This window comes from Prevotella sp. DNF00663, assembly GCF_001553265.1.
Lineage (GTDB): Bacteria > Bacteroidota > Bacteroidia > Bacteroidales > Bacteroidaceae > Prevotella.
This window is the reverse complement of sequence record NZ_KQ960649.1, coordinates 32,093-55,373: the sequence shown is the minus strand read 5'-3', so window position 1 is coordinate 55,373 and position 23,281 is coordinate 32,093. Positions and strand designations below refer to the sequence as shown.

At 47.4% G+C, this 23,281-nt stretch carries 25 protein-coding genes; 6 read left to right on the top strand and 19 right to left on the bottom strand.

Annotation, left to right across the window (positions count from 1 at the left end; all coding sequences use genetic code 11):
* The 3 genes from HMPREF3034_RS09500 to HMPREF3034_RS09490 all read left to right on the top strand — a co-directional run.
* The coding region (locus HMPREF3034_RS09500; protein WP_062435093.1) for a PcfJ domain-containing protein at nt 1-1,138 on the top strand (1,138 nt) is incomplete at its 5' end.
* A gap of 26 nt (nt 1,139-1,164) precedes the next feature.
* Nucleotides 1,165-1,419: a hypothetical protein gene (locus HMPREF3034_RS09495; RefSeq protein WP_023058484.1), complete on the top strand. Its 255-nt coding sequence runs from the start codon at nt 1,165-1,167 to the stop codon at nt 1,417-1,419.
* Between the two features lie 4 nt (nt 1,420-1,423).
* Nucleotides 1,424-1,654 (top strand): hypothetical protein, encoded by a 231-nt coding sequence (locus tag HMPREF3034_RS09490; protein WP_023058463.1) that lies wholly within the window; start codon nt 1,424-1,426, stop codon nt 1,652-1,654.
* Nucleotides 1,655-1,806: 152 nt separating this feature from the next.
* On the opposite strand, the gene HMPREF3034_RS09485 is transcribed toward HMPREF3034_RS09490, so the two are convergent.
* From HMPREF3034_RS09485 to HMPREF3034_RS09395, 19 genes are all read right to left on the bottom strand, one after another.
* Nucleotides 1,807-4,554, bottom strand: a complete 2,748-nt coding sequence (locus HMPREF3034_RS09485; protein WP_023058433.1) for a TrlF family AAA-like ATPase — start codon at nt 4,552-4,554, stop codon at nt 1,807-1,809.
* A 122-nt stretch (nt 4,555-4,676) separates the two neighbouring features.
* On the bottom strand, nt 4,677-5,186 hold the full coding sequence (locus HMPREF3034_RS09480) for a lysozyme (protein ID WP_036873509.1): 510 nt from the start codon (nt 5,184-5,186) through the stop codon (nt 4,677-4,679).
* Complete coding sequence (locus HMPREF3034_RS09475; RefSeq protein WP_023058421.1) at nt 5,170-5,631, bottom strand: DUF3872 domain-containing protein; 462 nt, start codon at nt 5,629-5,631, stop codon at nt 5,170-5,172. The genes HMPREF3034_RS09480 and HMPREF3034_RS09475 overlap by 17 nt, the downstream gene beginning before the upstream one ends.
* 26 nt (nt 5,632-5,657) lie before the next feature.
* Nucleotides 5,658-6,503, bottom strand: a complete 846-nt coding sequence (locus tag HMPREF3034_RS09470) for a toprim domain-containing protein (protein WP_023058448.1) — start codon at nt 6,501-6,503, stop codon at nt 5,658-5,660.
* On the bottom strand, nt 6,503-7,087 hold the full coding sequence (locus HMPREF3034_RS09465) for a conjugal transfer protein TraO (RefSeq protein WP_023058442.1): 585 nt from the start codon (nt 7,085-7,087) through the stop codon (nt 6,503-6,505). The genes HMPREF3034_RS09470 and HMPREF3034_RS09465 overlap by 1 nt, the downstream gene beginning before the upstream one ends.
* Nucleotide 7,088: 1 nt before the next feature.
* Nucleotides 7,089-8,009 (bottom strand): conjugative transposon protein TraN, encoded by a 921-nt coding sequence (traN, locus tag HMPREF3034_RS09460; RefSeq protein ID WP_023058477.1) that lies wholly within the window; start codon nt 8,007-8,009, stop codon nt 7,089-7,091.
* A 37-nt stretch (nt 8,010-8,046) separates the two neighbouring features.
* On the bottom strand, nt 8,047-9,408 hold the full coding sequence (traM, locus tag HMPREF3034_RS09455) for a conjugative transposon protein TraM (RefSeq protein ID WP_023058449.1): 1,362 nt from the start codon (nt 9,406-9,408) through the stop codon (nt 8,047-8,049).
* Nucleotides 9,359-9,691 (bottom strand): TraL conjugative transposon family protein, encoded by a 333-nt coding sequence (locus tag HMPREF3034_RS09450; RefSeq protein ID WP_023058404.1) that lies wholly within the window; start codon nt 9,689-9,691, stop codon nt 9,359-9,361. The genes traM and HMPREF3034_RS09450 overlap by 50 nt, the downstream gene beginning before the upstream one ends.
* Nucleotides 9,688-10,311 carry a conjugative transposon protein TraK gene (gene traK, locus HMPREF3034_RS09445; RefSeq protein ID WP_023058480.1) on the bottom strand — a complete coding sequence of 208 codons (624 nt, stop codon included), beginning with the start codon at nt 10,309-10,311 and terminating at the stop codon, nt 9,688-9,690. The genes HMPREF3034_RS09450 and traK overlap by 4 nt, the downstream gene beginning before the upstream one ends.
* Nucleotides 10,312-10,317: 6 nt before the next feature.
* A complete protein-coding gene (traJ, locus tag HMPREF3034_RS09440; protein WP_036883445.1) occupies nt 10,318-11,409 on the bottom strand; it encodes a conjugative transposon protein TraJ in 1,092 nt (363 codons plus the stop codon).
* A 2-nt stretch (nt 11,410-11,411) separates the two neighbouring features.
* Nucleotides 11,412-12,041: a DUF4141 domain-containing protein gene (locus tag HMPREF3034_RS09435; RefSeq protein WP_023058438.1), complete on the bottom strand. Its 630-nt coding sequence runs from the start codon at nt 12,039-12,041 to the stop codon at nt 11,412-11,414.
* Between the two features lie 33 nt (nt 12,042-12,074).
* Nucleotides 12,075-14,561: a TraG family conjugative transposon ATPase gene (locus HMPREF3034_RS09430; protein ID WP_023058394.1), complete on the bottom strand. Its 2,487-nt coding sequence runs from the start codon at nt 14,559-14,561 to the stop codon at nt 12,075-12,077.
* Nucleotides 14,558-14,935 (bottom strand): DUF4133 domain-containing protein, encoded by a 378-nt coding sequence (locus HMPREF3034_RS09425; RefSeq protein ID WP_023058419.1) that lies wholly within the window; start codon nt 14,933-14,935, stop codon nt 14,558-14,560. The genes HMPREF3034_RS09430 and HMPREF3034_RS09425 overlap by 4 nt, the downstream gene beginning before the upstream one ends.
* Nucleotides 14,936-14,939: 4 nt before the next feature.
* The gene (locus tag HMPREF3034_RS09420) at nt 14,940-15,239 is read right to left on the bottom strand and encodes a DUF4134 domain-containing protein (RefSeq protein WP_062435084.1); all 300 of its coding nucleotides are present in this window, start codon (nt 15,237-15,239) and stop codon (nt 14,940-14,942) included.
* 147 nt (nt 15,240-15,386) lie between these two features.
* Complete coding sequence (locus tag HMPREF3034_RS09415; RefSeq protein WP_036878918.1) at nt 15,387-15,998, bottom strand: hypothetical protein; 612 nt, start codon at nt 15,996-15,998, stop codon at nt 15,387-15,389.
* Nucleotides 15,986-16,744: a ParA family protein gene (locus HMPREF3034_RS09410; RefSeq protein WP_023058465.1), complete on the bottom strand. Its 759-nt coding sequence runs from the start codon at nt 16,742-16,744 to the stop codon at nt 15,986-15,988. Before HMPREF3034_RS09410 ends, HMPREF3034_RS09415 begins: the two co-directional genes overlap by 13 nt.
* Before the next feature lie 24 nt (nt 16,745-16,768).
* Nucleotides 16,769-17,356 (bottom strand): hypothetical protein, encoded by a 588-nt coding sequence (locus HMPREF3034_RS09405; protein WP_023058486.1) that lies wholly within the window; start codon nt 17,354-17,356, stop codon nt 16,769-16,771.
* Nucleotide 17,357: 1 nt separating this feature from the next.
* Complete coding sequence (locus HMPREF3034_RS09400) at nt 17,358-17,786, bottom strand: DUF3408 domain-containing protein (RefSeq protein ID WP_004365107.1); 429 nt, start codon at nt 17,784-17,786, stop codon at nt 17,358-17,360.
* Nucleotides 17,770-18,552, bottom strand: a complete 783-nt coding sequence (locus tag HMPREF3034_RS09395; RefSeq protein WP_023058466.1) for a ParA family protein — start codon at nt 18,550-18,552, stop codon at nt 17,770-17,772. Before HMPREF3034_RS09395 ends, HMPREF3034_RS09400 begins: the two co-directional genes overlap by 17 nt.
* Nucleotides 18,553-19,340: 788 nt before the next feature.
* On the opposite strand from HMPREF3034_RS09395, the gene mobA reads away from it, so the two are divergent.
* From mobA to mobC, 3 genes are read left to right on the top strand one after another with little or no spacing between them, the layout of a single operon-like run.
* The gene (gene mobA, locus HMPREF3034_RS09385) at nt 19,341-19,754 is read left to right on the top strand and encodes a conjugal transfer protein MobA (protein ID WP_036873522.1); all 414 of its coding nucleotides are present in this window, start codon (nt 19,341-19,343) and stop codon (nt 19,752-19,754) included.
* On the top strand, nt 19,739-20,968 hold the full coding sequence (gene mobB, locus HMPREF3034_RS09380; RefSeq protein ID WP_023058425.1) for a conjugal transfer protein MobB: 1,230 nt from the start codon (nt 19,739-19,741) through the stop codon (nt 20,966-20,968). The genes mobA and mobB overlap by 16 nt, the downstream gene beginning before the upstream one ends.
* A gap of 12 nt (nt 20,969-20,980) precedes the next feature.
* Nucleotides 20,981-22,996, top strand: coding sequence for a conjugal transfer protein MobC (gene mobC / locus HMPREF3034_RS09375; protein WP_023058402.1), 2,016 nt, complete (start codon nt 20,981-20,983; stop codon nt 22,994-22,996).
* Nucleotides 22,997-23,281: the final 285 nt, after the last annotated feature.

The following is a 23,281-nucleotide window of genomic DNA, read 5'->3' as shown; positions in this document are numbered from 1 at the left end:
AACGTGTATGGATTGTGGGCATAGTTGGACAATGGAAAAGCCAACGGACACTTGCACCTGCCCCCATTGCGGGGCAAGGTTGCAGGTCAAGGAAACCTTTGAACGCAAGATTAGGCAGAAGCAATACTTTACGATACTTACCGCTTGCGGAGAGTACCAAGTACTAAGAATGTTTCTTCTTTCTGTGGAAATGGAGAAAGGTTGCAAGGCTTCATCATATACCCTTGAAATTGGTCAATATTGGTGGAACGCACAAGGACGGCAATCAGTGATAGCCGTTCAACGAACATTAGGCAGATACATTGACACCTTTTCTTTCTGTTCGCCAATGGCAGTACGCAACGATAACGAAGCCTACCGTCATATATCGTACTCACCGATATATCCCAAATTCAAGGTTATGGACACACTCCGCAGGAATGGATTTGAGGACGATTTTCACGGCATTGCCCCGACAATCCTTATCCCCGCTATATTATCCGACAGTCGGGCGGAAACCTTGCTGAAAGCAGGCAGAGCCGAGCATTTGAAATACTTCCTCTACAATTCAAGGACATTTGACACTTGTTGGCAGTCCTATAAGGTTGCCACTCGAAACGGCTATGACATAGAGGACATTTCTATATGGTGTGACTATGTGGATATGCTCCGCAGGTTGGGCAAGGACACACACAGCCCGAAGTATGTTTGCCCCACCGACCTATATCGGGAACACGACCGCAGGCAAAACGAGCTTCGCAAACAGAGAGAAAAGGAGGAAATAGAGAGGAAACGCAGGAAGGCGATGGAGGACGAGGAGCGTTTTCAAGAACTCAAATCCAAGTTCTTCGGTCTTTGCTTCACAAACGGCACAATCCAAGTCCACGTATTGGAGAGTGTGCAGGAACATTTGGAGGAGGGGGTGGCAATGCACCATTGCGTATTTGATAGTGCCTACTATCTCAAAGAAAACTCGCTTATCCTTTCGGCAACCATTGAGGGCAAACGGATAGAAACGATTGAGGTTAATTTGGACACGCTCAAAGTTGTGCAAAGTCGTGGCGTTTGTAATCAAAACACAGAGTACCACGACCAAATCGTAAGCCTCGTGAATGCCAACCGCAAATTGATAAGACAGAGAATGAGAGCGACAGCATAAGCAACAATCACCAAAATATCACAGATATGAAAGCAGAAATTGAAAGCATCGTATGTAATTGGGCGGACGAGATACCCCATATCCTTATAAGGGTAATCAATGCCATTACTTTATCCGTCAATGAAGAGGAACTGAGAGCTGCCGTCAAGCGGATAGCCGAAGAAACGGAACTTGACAAGTTCTTTGCCTATGGTTATGGCACACATCATTTTTGGCTTACCCACCGCAGGTTATCGAATGGTGAGCCGATGGAACACAGATTATTAAAAGTTGAGTTTTGAGAATATGAAGAAGAAAGTTTATAGAGTACGGACGCAGTACATTTTCGAGGGAGTGTTTGAGGTTGTTGCCGAAAGCAGGGAGGACGCACAGCAAAAGGTCATTCAGAATTGCGGATTGGTAATGGGTGGGAATATTCACAGCACCTTACCCGATGAAGAGGTGAATTGGGCTTTCTCCACCCACCCTGAAGTCAGGACGGGACGGATAACCATTCAAGAAGAACAGATGAAGTAATGCGGTCGGCAGATTTGCCAATCGCTCCTTTCTTTCGTGAGCCTAAGCAGATAAAGAAAGGAGCAAAGAAACCCCAATAAAAAACACCTCGTTACTTTTGACAGTGAGTTGAGACGGCTCAAAAGTAACAAAAAGCCCATCCAAATATTGTTCTATCTTCTAAAGCCGTATTTTTGTTCACGTTTCTCAAAAGCAACACGCCCTCCTTCCAAAATATCACATATGTGTTCACGGATACCTTGTGAAGATAATATATACTCAGCATTTTCGTCTCTTTGCTTGGTGTCTTCCAAAGATCCGTTGATATATTGAAATTTCAAACCTCCTAAGTTGGGCGTATCCGCACCTTCTTGATTAGCTACAATTACATTTTCTGCGTCTGCACTTACCACAACATTGGAATTGTGCGTCACCAATATTATTTGTCGCTCTTTCTTTTTCCGTTTGATGTATGCTACTAATTCATGATAAATCGCGCGATTATCAAGACTATCCTCTGGTTGGTCTATGAGTATTGGGCATTTCTTATCACTAAAATCCAAAAGTAGTTTCAGGATAACAAAAGCTTGTTTTCCCTCTGACATATTAACAAAATTATCCCCTTGATAAGTCAAGCTATAATCAAGGCTATACCAACTGTGGGTAAGAAATTCTGTTACAACATTTAATGCTTCATATCCATTCTTCAGAAGCACTTTCTCTGAAAGAAGATTCTTAAAGAAGTCCAAACTAATTGCTTTGTTATCTTCATCATATTTATTTAGCAATTCTTGTAGATATTCTTGACGTTCATAACCTCTTTGATTTAGTCTGGTCTCCAAAAAGACTCGCATTTCTTGCTTGTGAAAAGTGAGTTTTACACGAATATCAAGTTTATCATAAGTGATGGCTAAGTTATTACAAATATCATTTGCGCTTATTTTATAAGAGCAATGATTGTCAATGACTTTACGGATTGATTCTTCTCGTTGTAGCCTTGCTTGCTCAAGCTTTTTCTGTATCTCATCAATTGCAGTAAGCTTTCTTTCTTCTTCTTGTATTTTGCTATTAATATCTTTTAATTCCTTATTGTCCTCAAATATCCGTAATCCTTTTTTGTAGATATCAGAAGCTATTATTGTTTGTATCTCCGTGGCTATTTGGTCTTTTGCTTTAGAGGTATCTTCTATGATTTTTTGGACGATCTCTGTCCATTCCATTTCAGTTCTTACTTTCAAACCATTAAACAGACGATCTACTTCATACTGATTCAACCCAAAAGATAATTTATCAAAATCCCATTTTTTCTCAAAGGAAGAATCGAATGGAGTGAGATTTTTTAATCTATTCAACAACTCAAGGTCGTTATCTGCCGCAGCAATAAGTTTCTTCTTTTCTTGAATTTGATATACATAAGCATCAAATGAAACTCTTTCTTCTTGTGTTAATGCTCCATCTTTTTGCAGAGTAGATGCTTTTGTTTTCAATAGTTGCAATTGTTGTTGAACACCATCCCTATTACCTTTTTCTGATAAACTCTTTTTTAGAGAATCAATCTCTTTTTGCAGTTGAAAAACATAGAAAACTCCATCCGTTACACTTTTAGAAACATCTGTAAGATGAGTATAATAATTCTCTAAAATTCTATTTTCATCTTTGCTCTTTATTATGTCTTCTACTATTTTATTCGTCTTTTCTGAGTCAAAAGCAATCTCGTGCATGTAACTTTGTCGGAAATATTCTATTTCACGACCGAGTTGATTATTTCCATCCTGCCATCTGATAGAAACCCCATCAAGATGTTGTCTAATAAAATCACCTTCTCCAACTTCTTTATTTCCATGCTTAGCAGCTATTGCTTTAAGTAATGATGATTTCCCTGTAGAACGTCCTCCTATGATAGTATTTAAGTTAGGATTGAGAAAAATTTTCCCATCCCAAAAATCATCCTCTTTTAATGTTATACTATCAATTACCTGATAAATATTCTTCTCGTCAGGTTTGGTTATTTGAATCTTCACTCTATCCTCTGGTTCAAACAGAATCTGTTTTAGTCCTTCGAATGTAGTATCAGCCTTAATCCAAGTTTTACAATTTCCCAATCTATCCTTTAGCTCAATCTGGTCTGCAAAAGAATGGGCATCACTACAATCTAATAGCAAATCATTTACACCTTGTTCATGTAGTTTTTCTTTTGATTTATTGTATGCTTCGATATCCTCGGCTGCGGTAAATACTATATCAACATCATTAATGATACTCTTTTTTTCTGCTATAGAATTATCGTTCCATTTGAAATCTTCCCATTCTGTTTTACCAATAGCTGTCATGAATTTGCCCTCAAATATCTGATTGGCATTTGATAAAGCATTTTTAATGACAGACGTCTCAAGATTGAGATTATTAAATCCTTCTCTTAATGGACTTCCATAGTGTTGGTGTTCATTTTCTGGTACAGAGGCTATAATCCGTTCTCCTAAATCTTGAATACTTTCTATTGAAATAACTCCACCCCACTGTTGAGTACAGTCTGGACTTAATGTATAATGCGCAGTGAGAGCATTCAAGAATTGCTGCTGAATTTGATCAGGGGTTAGTTCATTAGAAAAAATGACATGGTAGTTTATTCTTTTAAACTTCTTATTTCCACAGAACTTTGATAACCTAAACTCGACAACAGGTAGTATCAACTCTATATTTTGCAGCCTACCTTGTTCTTTATAATCAAGAATTTTACGATAACCATCAATAAAAAGATAGTCATTGATACCAAGAACTTTTATATCATCGGGAAGATGCTCTAAAGCATCTATATACTTCTCCCATATATCTTCATCAGGAGAGCACTTATAATTATGCTCCAAAGAAAAAGGAGTATGGACATGCAAGTCCCAAATTCTCCATTCCGATCCTCTGTTCATGATTTTTCTATATTAATATTACCTTTCGCAAAGGTACTCATTCATAACGAGAAAGGCGAATAAAACGGCGAAAAAACGCCCCTTGCAGAACATAAAAATGTCGCAAGAGGCGTATTTGATAATCAAGGTATATAAAACAGGGCAAACTCCACCTTTCGCCGTTTGACAAGTCCTCGCAGAACTTTGCCTTTGTATTGGCAAAAAGAGACAAATTCACGGTAGAAATCCCTGTCGCCCGACTCTATCTTTCGTAGCAGTCGGCTCTTGGGATACTTCCCGTATCCCAGCAACCTACCCGCTCCAACATTGTAGGACAGAACGGCAAGCAACAAAGCATCCTTGCCGTAGTCCTTGAACATCATCAGACGCTTCATCAGGTCTGACCGGAGCAGCGAGTCCGCCTGCCGTTCCGTCATCGCTGCCGTGAAATGTTCGCCCGGCAAGAGCTGATGCCCGTATCCGACATAGGGAGCATCTTTGAACCCGTGTAAGCCCTCAAAATGCTTGATGCAGACAACGGCACGCTCAAAGGGCGGCAACGAGAGAAGTACATTTCTTCTGTCCTGAGCCGAAAGCCGTAAGCAGGAAAGGCAGACAAGGCACAAGACGACAAGTTTACTTCCTATCCTCATCCTTCTTCTCCTTTTCCTCGTTCTTCTGACTGTTGAACTCAAACGAGAGCTTTGCCGTCTGCCCGAAGTTGTCCTCCACATACACATCTATTGTCTGTTGGTCTGTGGATGCGGAAGTATAGTATAGCCTGAACTCTTCTTTCGTGAGCGGATAACGGTCTTTGGGCTTGAAGACCATACCGTTATCCATCTTCAATCTCCCCCTACCATCGGGTTGGAAATAACGGATGGTATAGCGTGCATCTTCAAATCGCCCCTGCCGTTTGAGCGTGCAGCGTATTTCCGCCGTCTGTCCCTTGGCGATATGCTTCTGCACCGGCATTGTCTCTACCGTGAACGGATACGCCTGCTGAATATCCAGCTCGTGATTACAAGCAGATAAACAAAACACAGCAATGGAGAGTACCCCCATTACCCAAATTGTATTCAATATTTTCTTCTTCATTGTTTGTTACATTTTATATTATACACTCACACCCGCCTTTGAGACAGCAGGTAGTCATTCAAATCCTTATGTTTGGCATATAGGGCAGAACGGTCGATGACCTTCTCCCCGAAACAGCCATGCAATCTCTGAAAAGTCCTTCTCCCTGCCTCGTCATTGTCGAGGAAGCATTCTATCCTTTCATAGCCCTGCAAGGCTTTCTCCGCTTTTTCCACGTTGGAGACGGAATTAAGCACAAGCCAGTCCGAAGCGATGATGCCCATTTGCATAGCGGAGAGGTAATCCATAAAGCCCTCGAATACGGCACACACGTCCGAACCGTTACGCTTCAGTGAAATATCCTTCGGAGGGATGCAGCCCTTGAAGAAGCGATTACGCAATTCCATTCCTCCTGCCTCATTACGAAAGCCGATGGCATAGTACCGTTTGCCATGCACCCGGTATCGAACCTCCTCGCAGTTGGGTATGGCAACGTGGGCATTGATTCCCCGTTCTTCCAGATAACCCAGCAGTCTGGGATTCTGCAATGGTCGCACCCAAATATCCTCGAAGACAAGTCCTTTCCTTTCGCTTCTTTGCGGTTGTTCCAAAGCAAGTGGCGGACACGTTCCACTCTTTGCAATGAAAGCCGCCCGCAGGAGGAAGTCACCGCTTCCGATAAACTCTCCTGCTAAGTCGAAAATGTCGCCCCCTTTGCCGATTCCAAAGTCGAACCATACATTTTTATTCGTATCGACCTTGAACGAGGGTGTCCGTTCCGTGCGGTAAGGAGCATTGTACCAGAGAATGCCACCTTTCTGCTTTTTTGGCTGAATCCCCATTGCGTTCAGGAAGTCCGCAATGGGGATTTTTCTCATTTGTCGCACGTCCATCAGTCCAGCATGATTTTCAGTCCGACACCGTACTGGGCATGGAAACGCTCCGTAGAGCCACCCCACAGACAACACTCCCTGCCATAGAACAATAACACCAATCTGTCCGTCAGATAAGTCTCCGCCTGCAAGGTAACGGCACCACCATAAAGAAAGCCGTCCTTATTTCGTAGCGTCGAGCCGTCAAAGAGCAGTTTCTTTCCACCATTGACCGTCTCATATCCCGCCAAGGCAGAAACGCCTGCGGAGAGGAAGAAGGTCTTGCTCCCGTCGGACAGCATATTACAGAAGAAACCTCCCTCGCCCGTGAACTGCTCCGTAGGGATACGGCTATCCCGATAAGGGTGGTATCTGCAGAGATACTCCGCCCCAAGCACCCATTGATGTCCGCCTTTAGTGTAGGTGGCAAGCGAAGCCCCGAACATATAGCCTGTGTTGTTGCTGGCAGACTTGGCATAAAAGCCGTCCGCCATGCCTGCGGTCAGGCGTATGCCCTTCATTTTGGGCAGACAGCGTTGGGCGTGTGCCTGCCCTGCAAAGAGGGCAAGCATCACGATAAATATGGAAAATAGAGACTTTCTCATATTACTTCACTCTGAGTTCGTCAATCTCCCCTGCACGCACAAGGTCTTCGTTCTCCACGATGAAGGACTGATGTCGCCCACCGTTTTTCTCGTGCATCTCCACAATGAGCTGCTTGTCATCGGGGATGGTGAACTTCTGAAGCGTGAACACCGTGCGACCGCTCTTCTGTCCCGCCACACAGGTAACATAGTTGTAGGCACGCAGCGGAAGCAGTACCTGCTCCTGCATGGCGGTCTGCTTGGCAACCTTCTTATCCACGATTTTGAACGTGATGAAGTCGATGTCGAACGGAACGTTGGATTTGTTGCGCAGTTCGGTGTGGAAGTACAGTAACCCGTTGTGCGAGTACAGACCTCGAAGCAAATATTGAATGCCAAACGCCTTGCTGCCGATGTGCTTGACGGTACGCCTATTCTCCTTATGGATGGACTTCATGATGAGCCTTACCAGCATCGGACTCTCGCTGCCAAGTTCCTTCAGATAGACCTCCATCGCATTGTTTGGGCGGTTTACGCTCGCACCGTCATGAATAAAGTCCGTCATCTCCACGTTCAAGAGCAGCGGCTCGTCGGCATACTTGACATTAAAGGTGTAAAACGCACCGTCCTCCGTGATGACGCTCATATTCGTCTCCTCCCGGAAGTTCTTGACCGTCGCTTTCACACGGATGACGTTCTCCGCTCCGTCCGCCTTACCCGCAATGAGGTTGGGCGAACCCAAATCCACATAGCGAACGGCGGAGGGGAAGATGATGTGCACCGTCTTATCGTAGGTGATTTCCAACCCGTGAGGCGGTATCATGCGCTCAAAGGCGATTTTACGTGTCAGTCCCTCATAGAGGTCTCCGCTTGAAGTTGTTTCCTGTGCGTTCGCACAGACTACGCCCAGCATCAGGGCGATGGCTAAAACTGTTCTTTTCATTTTACTTTGGATTAAAGTGGTGAATAATAATTGTGATTTACTTGTTCTCTGGCTGATAGAGTAGCACCTTATAACCTGCCTTCAGATGCACCTTGACGGTACGCATCTTCTTTGCAAAGTATTGGCTTGTTCCCTGTATCAGCCCCTTGCCGAGGTCGGAGGCAAGCTGTGCTTTTGCATCAGTGGAGATGTTCACGCTGCTGCCTACGGATGTCCCCATACCCGCAACGATTTCCTTGGCGGCACTGCGTTCCATCGAGCCGGGAATGAATATCCCTGCCTGTCCGTCCGTGTCATAGACCGACAGCTCCACGGGAATGATGCTTCCCCGATACTCCAATGAGGAAATGACAATGGAGAGTCGTTCGCCCTGCAACTTTGCCGTTCCCACGACAAGGGCATTGCGTGGAATCTCCCTGCCCGATACCAACATCGGCTCCAAGAGACGGAAACGCACCGTCTGCCCATCCATAACCGTCTGATTGTTATACACACAGGCTGATATGGTGTTTCTCTCCGTCTGCGAGATTGTCCCGATAGCCGTTTGAAACATATAGTTCCTCTCCTTGACATATTCGGAGCGGAAAGTCGAGTCGCTCATCGGCTGTGCCAGAGCCGACACCACTTGACCGCTCACCTGCCTGACAGGAAACGCCATTGCCTTTCCATTGCGACCGGAAGAGACCGCTTTCCTTTCGGAAGCCGTCTCATTCCCCGAGGTATGTGTCACCGAAGCAGATTGTCCATTACCTCCTGCGGGCATATACTTGGCTGCCAGTTGATAGGATTTTTCGAGCAGTGCCATCTGGTCGTTCACGGTTATAGCGGGCGACTGCTGCTCGGCACTCATACGACTTTCCAACTCCTTCAAACGGGTACGCATTTCCTCTTTTTCCGGGTCTTCTCTTGGTGCTTCATAGAAACTGCCGAGCGTGCGGTTGATGTCTTGGTAAGCGGAAGCCGAAGCATGGAATCCCTCTTGTGGAGCAGTGGTACGAGAGCCGAAACCGTTATCTCTTTCCGACAAATCCGTCTTCAATGCCAACTCTTCGGAACTCTGCACCGGTTGTCCTCCTGTCATCTCCCCGAACATGGAACTGAGGCTTTGCATGGCACGGCTTCGTTCCTGTTCCTTCTGTTCCATCATCTCCTTTTCGTAGGCTTTCTTCTTATCGCCGATGAGTTCCGAGGCTTGCGGATCCGGCATTTCCGTATTGAAACCTTGGCTGTCCTGCTCCTCCTCTTTCTTCGATGGGGCAAAGATGAGCCACATACAGCCTGCAAAAAGCAGGAACATCAGCGGGTAAATGACAAACTTCTTTCGCCTTTGTTTTTCTTCCTCCGTCAGTTCAGGCGAGGTGCTCGTATTGGAGGCTGTCTTTCTTTTGAATGGGTACATAATCGTAATACTTTAATAGGTTGATACTGTCGTTGGGATAGAGCCGCCTTACTTCAGGGGTTTCGATATGCTCGATTGCCGGTAACGTTTCCTCCTCGGAGTCTCCGTCTGAGAAGATACGGTACAAACCGTTGAAGAAAACATAGTTGGCAAGTATGGCGAAAAAGAGAAGCATCGTCAGGACGACATACAGCCTCAAATGAGCGGGGATGCGTCCGCACAGGCGGCGGAGCCTTGCCTCCGCTCCCTCCTGCATCATTCGGAACAGACTTTTCTTTTTCATCGCTTACGGGTACTGATGTCCTTGTTCTCCAAAATCTCAAATCCCTCGATGTTAAAACCGTTCGGGTTGTCGTCGCTTCGGTTCGTGTTCAGCAGGCGGCACTCCGTAACGAGGCTGCGTTCCGTGACGTTGCTGGCACGGATAATCAACTGTCGGGCATACGTCCTTGCGGAATACGGATAGCGGTTGAAGTTGCATACCACGCTGTCCACCTGCACGACTTGGTTGATGTTGCCCGCAATGATACGGTTGTAATATCCCTTCTCTGAGAAATCCCGATAATAGTTGTAGGCACTCTTGTCCGCCAAGAGCAATGCACGGGAGATATTGCTTTCAATCGCATTCTTGTCTGGTGAAAGCGTGAAGAACAGTTCGTGGAAGCGGCGGATATGCTCCTTGGCTTCCGCGGGTCTATTCTGCGACAGATCCTGCGACAGGGCGAGCATCAGCGACTTACCGCCATCCAATACATATATTTTCTGCCTCTGGGCTTCGGCAAAGGAGTAGGCACTCCATACCGAATAGCCCGCAAGGGTAGCACACAGGCAGATGACGACCAAGGTAAAGAGGCGTATCTGCCTGAAACTCGTTTCGATATTCTTTAATGACTTAAATTCCATAGCTTTTTAATTTTGTTCCGATGGTTCGGAGGATTTGTTTCCTCCCCGATGAAATAACTTCCCGGCAATCTCCTTGCCCTTGCTACCCGCATAGTTCATCGCATTTCGTGCGTGTCCTCCGGCGAAACCGCCGACGGCTCCACCCACGGCACCTGCGATACCTGCACCCTTTGAAGCAGCAAGTCCCACGTTCTTGCCATAGTTCCCTGCACCTCCCGCTTGGATAATCCAACCGGCAACGGTGGGAACGGTAAAGTAGCCGATGATACCGATGATCATAAAGACCAAATACACACCGTTCGAGGCATCTATGGAATAGGTCGGGTCGTTCTGTAACTGTGTGATGTCGTGCTTGAGCATCAGTTCCTGGATTTTTGCCAGCATCGAACTGAACAAGTCCGCCACGGGCAGCCAGAAATAGATGGAGACATACCTCGTAATCCATTGCGTGAGGGTACTCTGAAAACCGTCCCATACGGAGATGGCGAAGGCTATCGGTCCCAAGATGGAGAGGACAATCAGGAAGAAAGTCCTGAGCGTGTCGATGAGCAGGGCGGAAGCGGCGAAGAGCAGTTCCAAAAACTCCCGCACCATATTACGGAACCATTTTTTGAAGTTGTACATACTGCGTTCCACATACATCCCTGCCATCGTTGCCATATCCGAAGGCGAAAGACCGAGTTCATCTATTTTTTTATCGAACTCCTCGTTGCTCACCAAGTAGGCGGTCTCCGGGTCACGCACCATTGACTCATACTCTATCTTGTCCCGCATCTTGCGGTACTCGTCCATCTTGAAGGTTTGCGTCTCCATCATCTTGTGCGTTCCCTGCACGACGGGACTGAGCACACCGTTGATGGTGTCCAAGACCATCGGGAAAAAGAGAATGCAGAGACCGAGAGCGAACGGACGGAGCAGTGGATAGACGTCGATAGGCTCGGCACGGGCAAGCGTCTGCCATATCCTGAGTGCCACATAGAAGAGAGCACCCAAGCCCGCAATTCCCTTTGCAACGGCAATCATGTCGCCGCACATGGGCATCATCTCCGTATAAAGCGAACGGAGCACCTGATGCAGATTGTCAAATTCCGCTCCCATGGCTACCAGTATCTTTCGTTGTCCGTCCCGTACAGGTCAAGTACCCTGTCCGCATCCTTCTTCGCCTTGGCTCTGAGGTAACTCACGGAGATGTTCTTGTTGGTGTAGTAGCGCACGAGGTTGCGGTAGTCCCTCACCTCCTTGTAGCAGTGGTCCACCACGTCCATACGCTCCTTGTCGGTCATCTTCAGTGTGGTGATGTTCACCACCTGTTTCAGTTCCTTGAGCAGGTTGTTGCTCTCTCCGAGCAGTTTGGTATAGCCGTTGGCAATGGCTATCAGTTCCTCCGGTCGGAAGTTCGGGTCGGAGAGCATCTTCTTGTAGTTGTTCACATAGATGTCGGAGATTTCCCCGACCATCAGAATGGTCTCCTTTACCCTTTGGGCATCACGAACGAGGTCGTTCACCTTTTTCAGGGCATCGTAGTACTTCTTGCTCTCATTGTAGAGCTTCTCCACCTCCTTGAAGTTGTCGAGCGTGTTCTTGACCGTCTTGGAGGTCTGCACGATTTCCTTGGTGGTGTTGATGATGCTCTGTGCAAGGTTGGTGGGGTCTGTGACCACCCACTGGGCGTGTGCGCTACCTGCCATGAGACAACCGCACGCCATAAGCATTAAAATTTTCTTTCTCATTTTACTTTGGATTTTAGTGAATGTTATTGTTGTCTAATTCTCTTCGGCAAGTTGCCTGACGGCAAGCTCCATGTTGCCGCCAAGTTGCTCGGCTCTGGCAAGCACACGCATCTTCTCCGTCTCTTCCGTCGTGTAGGTGAGGTATTCGGCTTTCGACACTTCCGTGGCATAGACGGCGGACTGTACGCCACCCAGCCCAATCCACACCTCCTTGTATAACCTTGTGGCATCGTTGCTCTGGTTGATGGAGAGTATCTGCCCCCGTTCCTTGTCCGTCAGTCCCAAGAGTTCCTGTATCTGATCGAACTTGTTCATGTACTTGCGCTGGTCAAGCAGTATCTTGCAGTCGGAATTGTTGATGATACTTTCCTTGACAATGGGCGACTGGATGATGTCGTCCACCTCCTGTGTAACCACGACCGCCTCGCCGAAGAATTTTCTTACCGTTTTGTAGAGGTATTTTATATATCCCGCCATATTTGCGGACGCAATCGCCTTCCAAGCCTCCTCGATAAGGATGACTTTCCGTATTCCCTTCAGCCGTCGCATCTTGTTGATGAAGAGTTCCATAATGATGATGGTCGTGATGGGGAAAAGGATGGGATGATCCTTTATCGCGTCGATTTCGAAGACGATAAAGCGGGCGTTCAAGAGATCGAGCTGCTTGTCCGAGTTCAATAGATAGTCGTATTCTCCACCCTTATAGTACGGCTCCAGCACGTTGAGAAAATTAGCCAAGTCAAAATCCTTTTCCCTGACCTTCTTATCATGGAGCAAAGTCGCATAATCGGTAGTGAGAAACTCATAAAAGCTGTTGAATGAGGGTACGATGCCGTCGTCCGTCTTGATACGTTCGATAAAGAGCGACACGGCATTGGAGAGGGCGACCTCCTCCGAGCGTGTGGCAGGTTCGTTATCCTTCTTCCAAAGGGTCAGCAGCAATGTCTTGATGCTCTCGCGCTTCTCCACGTCGAACACCTTGTCCGGTGTATAGAACGGGTTGAAGCTGATGGGGCTTTCGTCCGTGTAGGTGAAATAGACCCCGTCCTCACCCTGCGTCTTGTGGCGTATCATCTCGCACAGCCCCTGATAGCTGTTTCCCGTGTCCACTAAGACGATATGGGTATTCTGTTCCCAGTACTGCCTCAAGAGATGGTTGGTGAAAAACGACTTACCGCTGCCCGAGGGTCCCAAGATGAACTTGTTACGGTTCGTGATGATGCCTTTCTTCATCGGCAGGTCGGAGATGTCAAGGTGAATCGGCTTGCCGCTGCGGTCTGCCATCTTGATGCCGAACGGTGAGAGCGAATCTTGGTAGTTGGTCTCCTCGTTGAAGAAGCAGACCGCCTGTTCGATGAAGGTGTAGAAACTCTCTTCGGCGGGGAAGTCGGCTTCATTGCCCGGGATGCCTGCCCAAAAGAGCGTAGGCACGTCCACGGTGTTGTGCCGTGGCTTGCACTCCATCAAGGCAAGCTGGCTGCCCACGTCGTTGCGGATACATCGGAGTTCCTCGCCGTCCTCGCTCCATGCCAGCACGTTGCAGTGGCAGCGGACGGAGGTAAGCCCAAAGCTGTGCGCCTCATTCAGATACTCGTCTATCCACTGCTTATTGATCTGGTTGCTTCGGCTGTAGCGGGAGAGCGAGTACATGTTCCGTGCATTCTTCTCAAAGCGTTGCAGGTTCTCCGCACTGTCGTCAATGAGCACATACTGGTTGTAGATATGGCTGCACGGCAGCAACAGTCCCACGGGTGCGGCAAAGGAAAGGCGGCAGTCGCTGCGGTCAGTGGATAAACGCTCATAGCGCATATCCGTGCCTACCAGCCCGGGCAGGTCTTCCGTATCGGAAAGGGTATGCAGGCAGAGTCGCTTATCACCGATACGCATTTGGTCGGCTTTGAGGTCGATGTCCTCCAAAACCGTCGTGTCGGAGAGGGACAGCGAGAAATACTTCTCAATCAGTCCCGGTGTCTCCGCCGTCCCGATAATCTCCTCGTCCGTTAGGCGAGAGAGGCGAATAAAACCGCTTTCGTTCATAATCCGCTCGAATTGCTCGGTCGCTTCGAGGAACTTGCGGGCAGTATCCTTGTCCCGTACCTCCTTGGGGATGATATGTCCTCGGCAGAGGGTGGAGAAGTTGCTTTGCTGCCGGTTGCGGTTCTTGGTCGTCTTGGTCAGGAACAGATAGCAGGCGTGATTCAAGAACGGTCGCTCATTGAAGTGTCGCTCGAAACTGCGGGAGAGGAAACTCATCTCCTCCTTTTGCAAGTCCGGACGGTAGCCCTCCTTGACAAACCAATCCTGCTTGTGTACGACGCTGTAGGTCGGCAACACCTTGATTGCCTTTACCCAAGAAGAATGGATAGAGGCATACTCCGCACTCGTCACCGTATAGAGTTCGGGCAAGTCCACACGGAAAGCGACCGTGATGTCGGCGTCCTTCGAGATGATGCAGCCCTCTTCGACGGCAAGCAGCGGGAAGCGGTTTTCCAGCGTGGTGGCTTTCAGTACGTTTCTCATTCTTTGTCCTCCTTTCCTTTGTTTGTTCTTTTACGTTCTCTTCTCTTTCGTCTTGGCAGCTCCTTGTACCGTAGCAGACGGGGAATGCGTCGTCGGTTGATGAGGTAACGGGGATGGCTGTGCAGCGCGGAACGCTTCATCAGGCCGTGTTCCCCATACTTCCTGTTCAGGGAGAAGGTCTGCCACACCAAGATGGCTGCGGCAGTACCTCCGAATCCGATACAAATCCATTGATTGACACCCGCCATGTAGAGGATGACAAACAGCACGAAGAGGGCGAGCAGCCCTCCTGCGAAGATGAACAGGTATTGGCTTTTGAGTCCCTGAAACTCTACCGAACGACCGATCCCCTTGTTGATGGGATAGGTCTCCATAGGCTTAGAGGAAGAAACTTCTTAAAATGGTGGCTGCGACAATAAGGAAGATACAGGCTCCAAACCAGCTTGCAGCGGTTTTCGAAGTGTCCGGGTCGCCTGACGAGAACTTTGAATAGCCCTTTACCCCGCCGATAAGTCCCACGACCGCACCGATGGCGTAGATGAGTTTCGTGGCAGGGTCAAAATAGGACGTTACCATGTTGGTGGCTTGGTTGATGCCCGACAAGCCGTTGCCTTGGGCAAAGGCGGAATAGGCGGAAAGCAGCAGAACGGCTGCGATAAGAAAATGTCTTTTGGTCATAAATCTTTGTTTTGTGCCGAGAGGATTGGATATGTTCTCTCGACGGGTGAATACTGTTGTTACTTTCGGATTTCAGTGGTGGCTTCTCTCGTATGTCAGCCGTACTCTTTTTCTTTCATCGTCTTTGACTGTTTAATGGGTTTGTTACTATTTGCCCTTGCCCTCAGAGGGAACATAAAGCTCTTCAAAACGGTTGCGGACAATATCGTCTATCGTGGAAGAACGAACTTTGTCGCTTCGGAGTGTTTCCATCAGACGAGTGCCTTCCAATTCGGTCAATGTCTCACCGGCTCTTTGTCGCTCCGCTATGGAAGAGGCGTTTCGGTGTATGACCGACAAGGCTTCCTGCACCCGTGCAAAGTCAATTCCTCCGTCGTATGTCTCCTTTTCAGCGTTCGGCACTGCCACTTCGACCTCTTCCTCTTCTCCTGCCGTTGCCCCATCCGTTTCATACCAGAGGGGAACATCGTCGATTTCAGGAAGTCCTCCCGTATCTCCGGAGTGCTCGTTTCCGTTTTCCATGGCAAATGTAGAACTCTTTTTCCCCGTAGAATCGACTTCCGGATAACTGCGTACTTGTGGCTTCGAGTGGCATATTTGAAAGCGACTTTTACCGATGATTTCAGCCTCGGAAACCTCTTCTGTGAGATCTTCCCTTTTGGCTTTTCGTCTTGCCATTCTCTTTCTCCGTTCGTATCCAAAGAATAGAAGCAAATATAGGAGATAGAGCAGGAATGCTATAAAAACTATTCGGAACATAGGCGGGAGATGATTTCGAGTAGTTCTTTTCCCAAACTATCGGCAAGCCGACCTGATGTTCCGCCTCTTGGAGAACGGAGCGTGCAGATACCCGCCTTGCCGTCAGCGAAGCATGGACGGAAATGTTTGGAATATGGCAAGGAGGTCTGCATAAGTACAGCTCCCGTCTCATCGGCAAGCGTTCGACAGCGTTCTTGGACTTCTTCTTTTTCCCAAGAGCCGACCATGTTACGAAGCAGGCAGAGTTCCTTGATGCTTCCCTTGCCCATGGTTAATACCTGTTCGCCTACAATCTCAATGAAGCGGCGGACGGCATCGGCATCCATCGGATTACCCGTAACGGGAAAGATGACCGCATCCATACGGGTCAATAACTCCACCGTACCTTCGGTTCGCATCAATGGCGGCAGGTCGAAAAAGATACACTTGGGGCGAATTCCCGTATTGAGTCGCTCTGCTTCCTTCCATGTTTTTGCTATGGGGACACAAACAATTGGATAGGGTTGAAGCCATAATGGTTGCCGCATCATATTTTTGAGGCACTTATCGGAAAATCCTTGCTTATTTTGTCCCTCAGTTTCTTTTCCCCTTAGGTAAGCCGTCGTATAGAGCGGATAATTGCAGTCTATTACCGCAACGCTGTATCCTAAATGATAATGAAGGGTACTTGCCGCAAGTACGGTAAGCGTGGTTTTGCCGACACCTCCCAAAGGGGATGCAATGGCGATGTGAATCGGATTGCTCATGATTTTTCTTTTGATGGGTGAATACTATATCTTGATAAATTTGCTGTAATCGAAGTTCCCGGACTGAACCGCCTTGTGAGCTTGATTCATGACACGTTCCAGCAGTTCATGGATACGTCCGCCGGCAACTTTCTCTATCTCTTGGAGCATCGGTGAATCGTGCAACTTACAGATGGTTTCTGCCGCTTTGACCTCTTCCTCTATGGGAACCTCCTTACGGGACAGGACACTTCCCATGTGGTGCAGTTCTTTCGCAGTGATACTTTCTGAGAGAGAATGGCTTTCTCCCTCAAACTCCACCTGAACGTACTCCTCTTCACTCTCCATATCCAGAAGTTCCGAAGATAGAACAGGCTTGCTATTCTCCTCGTCCTCCTCTTCGGGTGTTATGGGAAGTTCGGCCAACAGGACATTCTCCTCTTGTACGAACTCCCGCTTGGGAATACGTATAGTAACAACGACTTTGTCTTTTCCCCGTTCCTTAAAGAAGAGTCTTAAGTCTTGATAGAGTCGCTTGGCTTTTCGATAGAGGTCGTACAGGAAACGCACGACCTGCACGCTGCCGAGATAGGCTAAGCCGACCAGCAGCAGAATGAAAAATGTCTGTTTCATGTCACAATAATTTCTTGAAATTCTGTTCGCTTAACCGGTTGATTTCTTCCTTGTAGTCCTCTAAATGTTTGAGGAGGATATTTTCGACATACATTCCCAGCGTCATTTCCCGCTTCCTGATGAAGAGGACAATCTCCGCCAGCTTATCCTGCAATTCTTTGGAGATGTAGATAGCCTTTCGGTCAAACAAATCATTGCGGTGCATGAAGAGTGATACATAGTCTCCCTTGGCGACATTCCTGCGACGGGTACGAATGGGAGAATGGAATTCTTCCGCCGTTTCTTGGGGTACTTCAGTCATATCGTTTTTCTTTTCCTCGACTGTGGCTGATGCAGCCATCTCACTCTCTTTCTTTTTCATCGGGATACCCTGTGAAATCAATTCCCGAATGGCTACGGGATCGACCTTTCCTTTATTCTTCTCTGCCATAATCTTCTGTTCTAATGATGTTAAGAATATCTTCTACAAGTTCTTTCAATTTGCTGCCTCGCAAAAGGGTGCGGGAAGGAGGAAAGATGGTGGAACGAAACAGTGTCGCCCCATTATCTGTCGCCTCTTTCTTATAGCGTGTCGTATTGGGGACAGCAGTCGGCAAAAGAGGAAGTCCCAATTCGGCAATCACTGTTTCGTACAGCGCATAGAGCGGTGTCTTCTCCCTGCCGTCCACCATGTTCCAGAAAAGGTATATCCCTTTATTCTCCGTCTGTGGATTGTCGGTGATGCCTGTCTTGATGACGGAGGCAAAACTCAGGGTACTCTCCAACGAGATACGGTCTGCGGAGATCGGCGTAAAGATGTAATCCATTCCGGAGAGCGTGTTCACCACACCATCGTTGTTGATGGTGCCGGGCAGGTCAAAGAAGACGAAATCCGTATCCGCTTCATTCGTTTCCAGATATTCCCTGACTGTTTCCACGGCTGTATCTGCCGTTGAACATAGAATGGTGTATGTGGACTTAGACCCACCGGAGAACTGGGCGACAGCCAATTCCTGCAGCGATGGGTTGCGTTCCAAGCCTTGTGCATCACGCTGACGCATGGCATTGATGCTGAATTGCGGATAATCGCAATCCACGACAATCAGATTATACCCGCAAACATAGTGCAGGTAACTTGCTGCCAAGACCGTGAAGGTCGTTTTGCCGACACCACCCTTCTGAGTGGAGAAGGCGATAAAAACAGGTTTCTTTTTCATTTCATTTTCTGTTTAATGGTTTTACATATATGGATGGGAAGGTGTATGCACACCTTGTTTTACTCCTCTGAAAAGGCAGATGGGGAATTGCCGCCATAAGGAAATGGATTTCCATGTGGGCATACCGCCGGAGGCTTTGATAAGGGAATAGAGCCTTACTTGGAGGGGGATTTCCCTCCTTGCCTAAGTATCGGAAAACATGACGGGGGATACACTTGCATACATCCTCCCGCACGTCTCCCATTGTACACTTGTGCAAGTATATACGGAGCTGCTGCCCTATGCCCATTCTCATTCCTATTGCCATACCCTTGGTTGCCTGTTCAAGTAGCTACAAACAGGTGTTTAGACTTGTGGAAGTTGGTATGCCCTCCTACCGGTGAACACCTGTCTGACGGGGCAAATATAGATGTCTTTCAAGCTGTTTTCGCCCCCTTTTTACTAAGTGCGTACTTGTGGCTTCGATTTGGTTGTTTATGGCTTCGTTGCTTGTAACTAACTTATACACAATAGGTAGTAACTTTGCACCCAAGCGATGAGCCGGTGCATTGAAGGCATTAGGAGATATTCTTTTCGAGAAGGTAACGCACCGTCCTTCGGGACGGATTTATTTGCGTCCGTGCAAATAGCAAGGTATGTCTTATGCTGCACGACTTCGTTTTTGCAGCATAAAACCCTTGCTCTTGCAGAGAGCTGAAAAAACTCCGAAGTCGTTTTTTCTTGATAAGAAGAATGCGATGCCTCAAATGCCGGTGATGTCGTGAAACACTAAAATCCATAGTAAACAAATGAGACAAAAGGAAATGAGGAGTATAAGCTCCAAAGAGAAGACGGAGAAGCGTGTTTCCGTTAATTTCACGCCTACCGAATTTGCACAATTCCTATCTATGAAGGAAGTGGCAGGTGTTCAGAGTTTATCGGCATTCATCAAGGCAAGAGTTTTCAACGAGACCTTTCGGGTGATAAAAGTGGATCGCTCGTTGCTCGATTATTATCAGAAACTGACGACTTTGTACGGACAATTTCGCAGTGTCGGAGTGAATTATAATCAAACTGTAGTCGCTTTGAAAAGCAATTTTACGGAGAAGAAAGCCTTTGCGATGCTCGCCAAGTTGGAGAAAATGACACTCGAATTGGCGGTCATCGGAGGGGAAATTGTGCAATTAACCCGAGAATTTCAAGAGAAATGGTCGCAAAAATAAGTTACGGAAGCTCACTATATGGGGCATTGGCGTACAATGGAGAGAAGGTAAACGAAGGTGTAGCAAAGATCTTGGAGACGAATAAGGTGTTCTGTCCTGCCGATGGTGGGCATGATATTACTGCTTGCATGCAAGACTTTATGGCATATATGCCAAGCCAAATTCGCACGAAAAAGCCCATTATTCATATCTCCCTGAACCCGCATCCCGATGACAAGCTCTCCGATGAACAGTTCTCCGTCATTGCATTGGAGTATATTGAGAAGATGGGTTATGGCAATCAGCCTTTCGTGGTCTATAAGCATGAGGACATAGACCGGCATCATCTACACATCGTGACCTTGGCAGTGGATGAGACGGGACGGAAGATTAACGATGGGAATAACTTCTACGCCAGCAAGCGTATCACACGGGAGATGGAGCAAAAGTATGGATTACACCCTGCCGACAGGAAACAATTCAAGGAAGCGTTTCGCTTGCGGAAAGTCCGTCCCGAAGAGGGAAGCCTTAAAAAGCAACTGGTTTCGGTCATCAAACCGGCAGCCAAATTCTACCATTGTCCGAGTTTCAAAGAATACCGAACCTTGCTTTCCACCTATAATATATGTGTGGAGGAAGTTAAGGGAGAAGTACACGGAAAGCCTTACAACGGGCTGGTCTATTTTGTCACGGATGAAAATGGCAAAAAGTTTGGAAATCCATTCAAGTCCTCGGTCTTTGGGAAATCTGTCGGATATGAAGCCCTGCAAAACCGATTCAAGACTGCCAAAGAAAAGTTGAAAGAGAAACAGCTTGCACCTAAAACCAAGTGGGGCGTGGAACAGGCTATGAATCGTTCAGCCACAAGAGAGGATTTTAGGGATAATCTCCATCGCAAGGGTATTGATGTACTCTTCCGTGAAAACGAAGAAGGTAGGCTCTATGGCATCACCTTCATAGACCACAATAACGGATGTGTGGTCAATGGCTCACGATTGGGCAAGGAACTTTCGGCGAATGCCGTAGCAGAATGGTTCGACCGTCCGCACCCCGAACTGTCCGATTCTATACAGCAGAGTGAAAAAAGTAGTCTTTCCCAAACCTCGAACTCGGATGAAGACTCCGTATTGGGAGGTCTGCTTGACCTGCCGTTGGAGGCTCACGGTACGGATTGGGAGGAAGAGCAGTTCAGAAGAAGAATGCAGCGTAAGAAAAGAAAACATCGTAAACTCTAAAAACAACAGACTATGTCACAACAAGAAGATGATTTGAGGGCACTGGCGAAAATTATGGATTTTCTGCGTGCCGTAAGTATTATTTTGGTAGTTGCCCACCTCTATTGGTATTGTTACGAAACCATCAAACTATGGGGACTGAACATCGGTGTGGTGGACAGGATACTGATGAATTTCCATCGCACGGCGGGGCTGTTCGGCAACATGCTTTATACCAAACTCTTTGCGCTGGTACTGATGGGTCTTTCCTGTCTGGGCACGAAAGGCGTGAAAGAGGAGCACATCACTTGGGCGAAAATAGGAGCATTCATGGGCATCGGCTTTGTCTTTTTCTTCCTTAATTGGTGGATACTCGCCTTGCCACTACCCATAGAGGCGAATGCGGCTCTCTATACTTTTACGATAACCGTAGGGTATGTTTGTCTGCTGATGGCGGGACTCTATATGAGCCGGCTCTTGAAGAACAACCTGATGGAGGATGTCTTCAATCAGGAAAACGAATCCTTTATGCAGGAGACAAGGCTATTGGAAAACGAGTACTCGGTCAATCTGCCGACCCGTTTCTATTATCGTAAGAAGTGGAACAAGGGTTGGATAAACGTGGTCAATCCTTTCCGTGCGGTATCCGTCTTGGGAACACCGGGCAGCGGCAAGTCCTATGCCATCATCAACAATTTCATCAAGCAGCAGATTGAGAAAGGCTTTGCGTTATACTGTTATGATTTCAAGTATCCCGACCTCTCCACGATTGTGTATAATCATCTGCTGCATCATTCAAATGGCTATAAGGTCAAGCCGAAGTTTTATGTGATCAACTTCGATGACCCGAGACGGTCGCACCGCTGCAATCCGATACACCCCGATTTCATGAGCGACATATCGGATGCCTATGAATCGGCTTATACGATTATGCTCAACCTGAACAAAACGTGGGTGCAGAAGCAGGGGGATTTCTTCGTGGAGTCGCCCATCGTCCTCTTTGCCGCCATCATCTGGTATCTCCGCATCTTTGAAGGTGGCAAGTACTGCACCTTTCCGCACGCCATTGAGTTTCTCTGCCGCAAGTACGAGGATATTTTCCCGATACTCACCTCTTATCCTGAATTGGAGAACTATCTTTCTCCTTTCATGGACGCTTGGCTCGGAGGGGCGGCAGACCAGTTGCAAGGACAGATAGCCTCTGCCAAGATACCGCTGTCAAGGATGATCAGTCCGCAACTCTATTGGATTATGACGGGAGATGATTTTACATTGGACATCAACAATCCCCAAGCTCCCAAAATCCTATGTGTGGGAAACAATCCCGACAGGCAGAACATCTATGGGGCGGCATTGGGATTGTACAATTCGCGCATTGTCAAACTCATCAATAAGAAAGGAATGCTGAAAAGTTCGGTGCTGATAGACGAGTTGCCTACCATCTATTTCAAGGGATTGGACAACCTGATTGCCACCGCACGAAGCAACAAAGTGGCGGTTTGTTTAGGTTTTCAGGACTTCTCCCAGTTGAAGCGGGATTATGGAGACAAGGAAGCTGCCGTGGTAATGAACACGGTCGGGAACATTTTTTCGGGACAGGTGGTCGGTGAGACGGCAAAGACGCTCTCGGAGAGGTTTGGCAAGGTGCTTCAGAAACGGCAGAGTATGAGCATCACCCGTAGCGACAAGACCACTTCCATCTCCACACAGATGGACAGCCTGATACCTCAGAGCAAAATTTCCACACTCACGCAAGGTATGTTTGTAGGAGCGGTTGCCGATAATTTCTCCGAACGCATCGAACAGAAGATTTTCCACTGTGAGATTGTGGTGGACAATGCGAGGGTGGCAAGGGAAACGGCAGCCTATCGTCCGATACCTGTTCTTACTGACTTTACAAATGAAGATGGAGAGGATATGATGGAACAGGAGATAAAGGCGAACTATGACCGTGTCAAGACGGAGGTGCGGGAAATCGTGGAGCGAGAGTTGCTACGGATAGCTAATGATCCCGAACTATCCAAGCTCTTAACTACCAAGAAATCATAAAAATAAGTGGTAATTTTCTTGGCTCAACAAGTGGATTTTTGTATTTTTGAAGTCGTAAGAATTTGAATCAGATGAATTGCTTTAATCACATAGAACAGCCGGCGATAGCCCGATGTTCCGATTGCGGAAAGGGACTTTGCCCTGAATGTGCAGAAAGGTATGTGCCGATACTTTGCACGCCTTGTTTTCAAAAGAGAAGACAAGGCGAGAAGTGGAGGAGCGTATGTAGTTTGTTACTCTTGGCAGCTCTGTTTGCCATAGGTTTCAAGTGGAACTTTTTGGCGA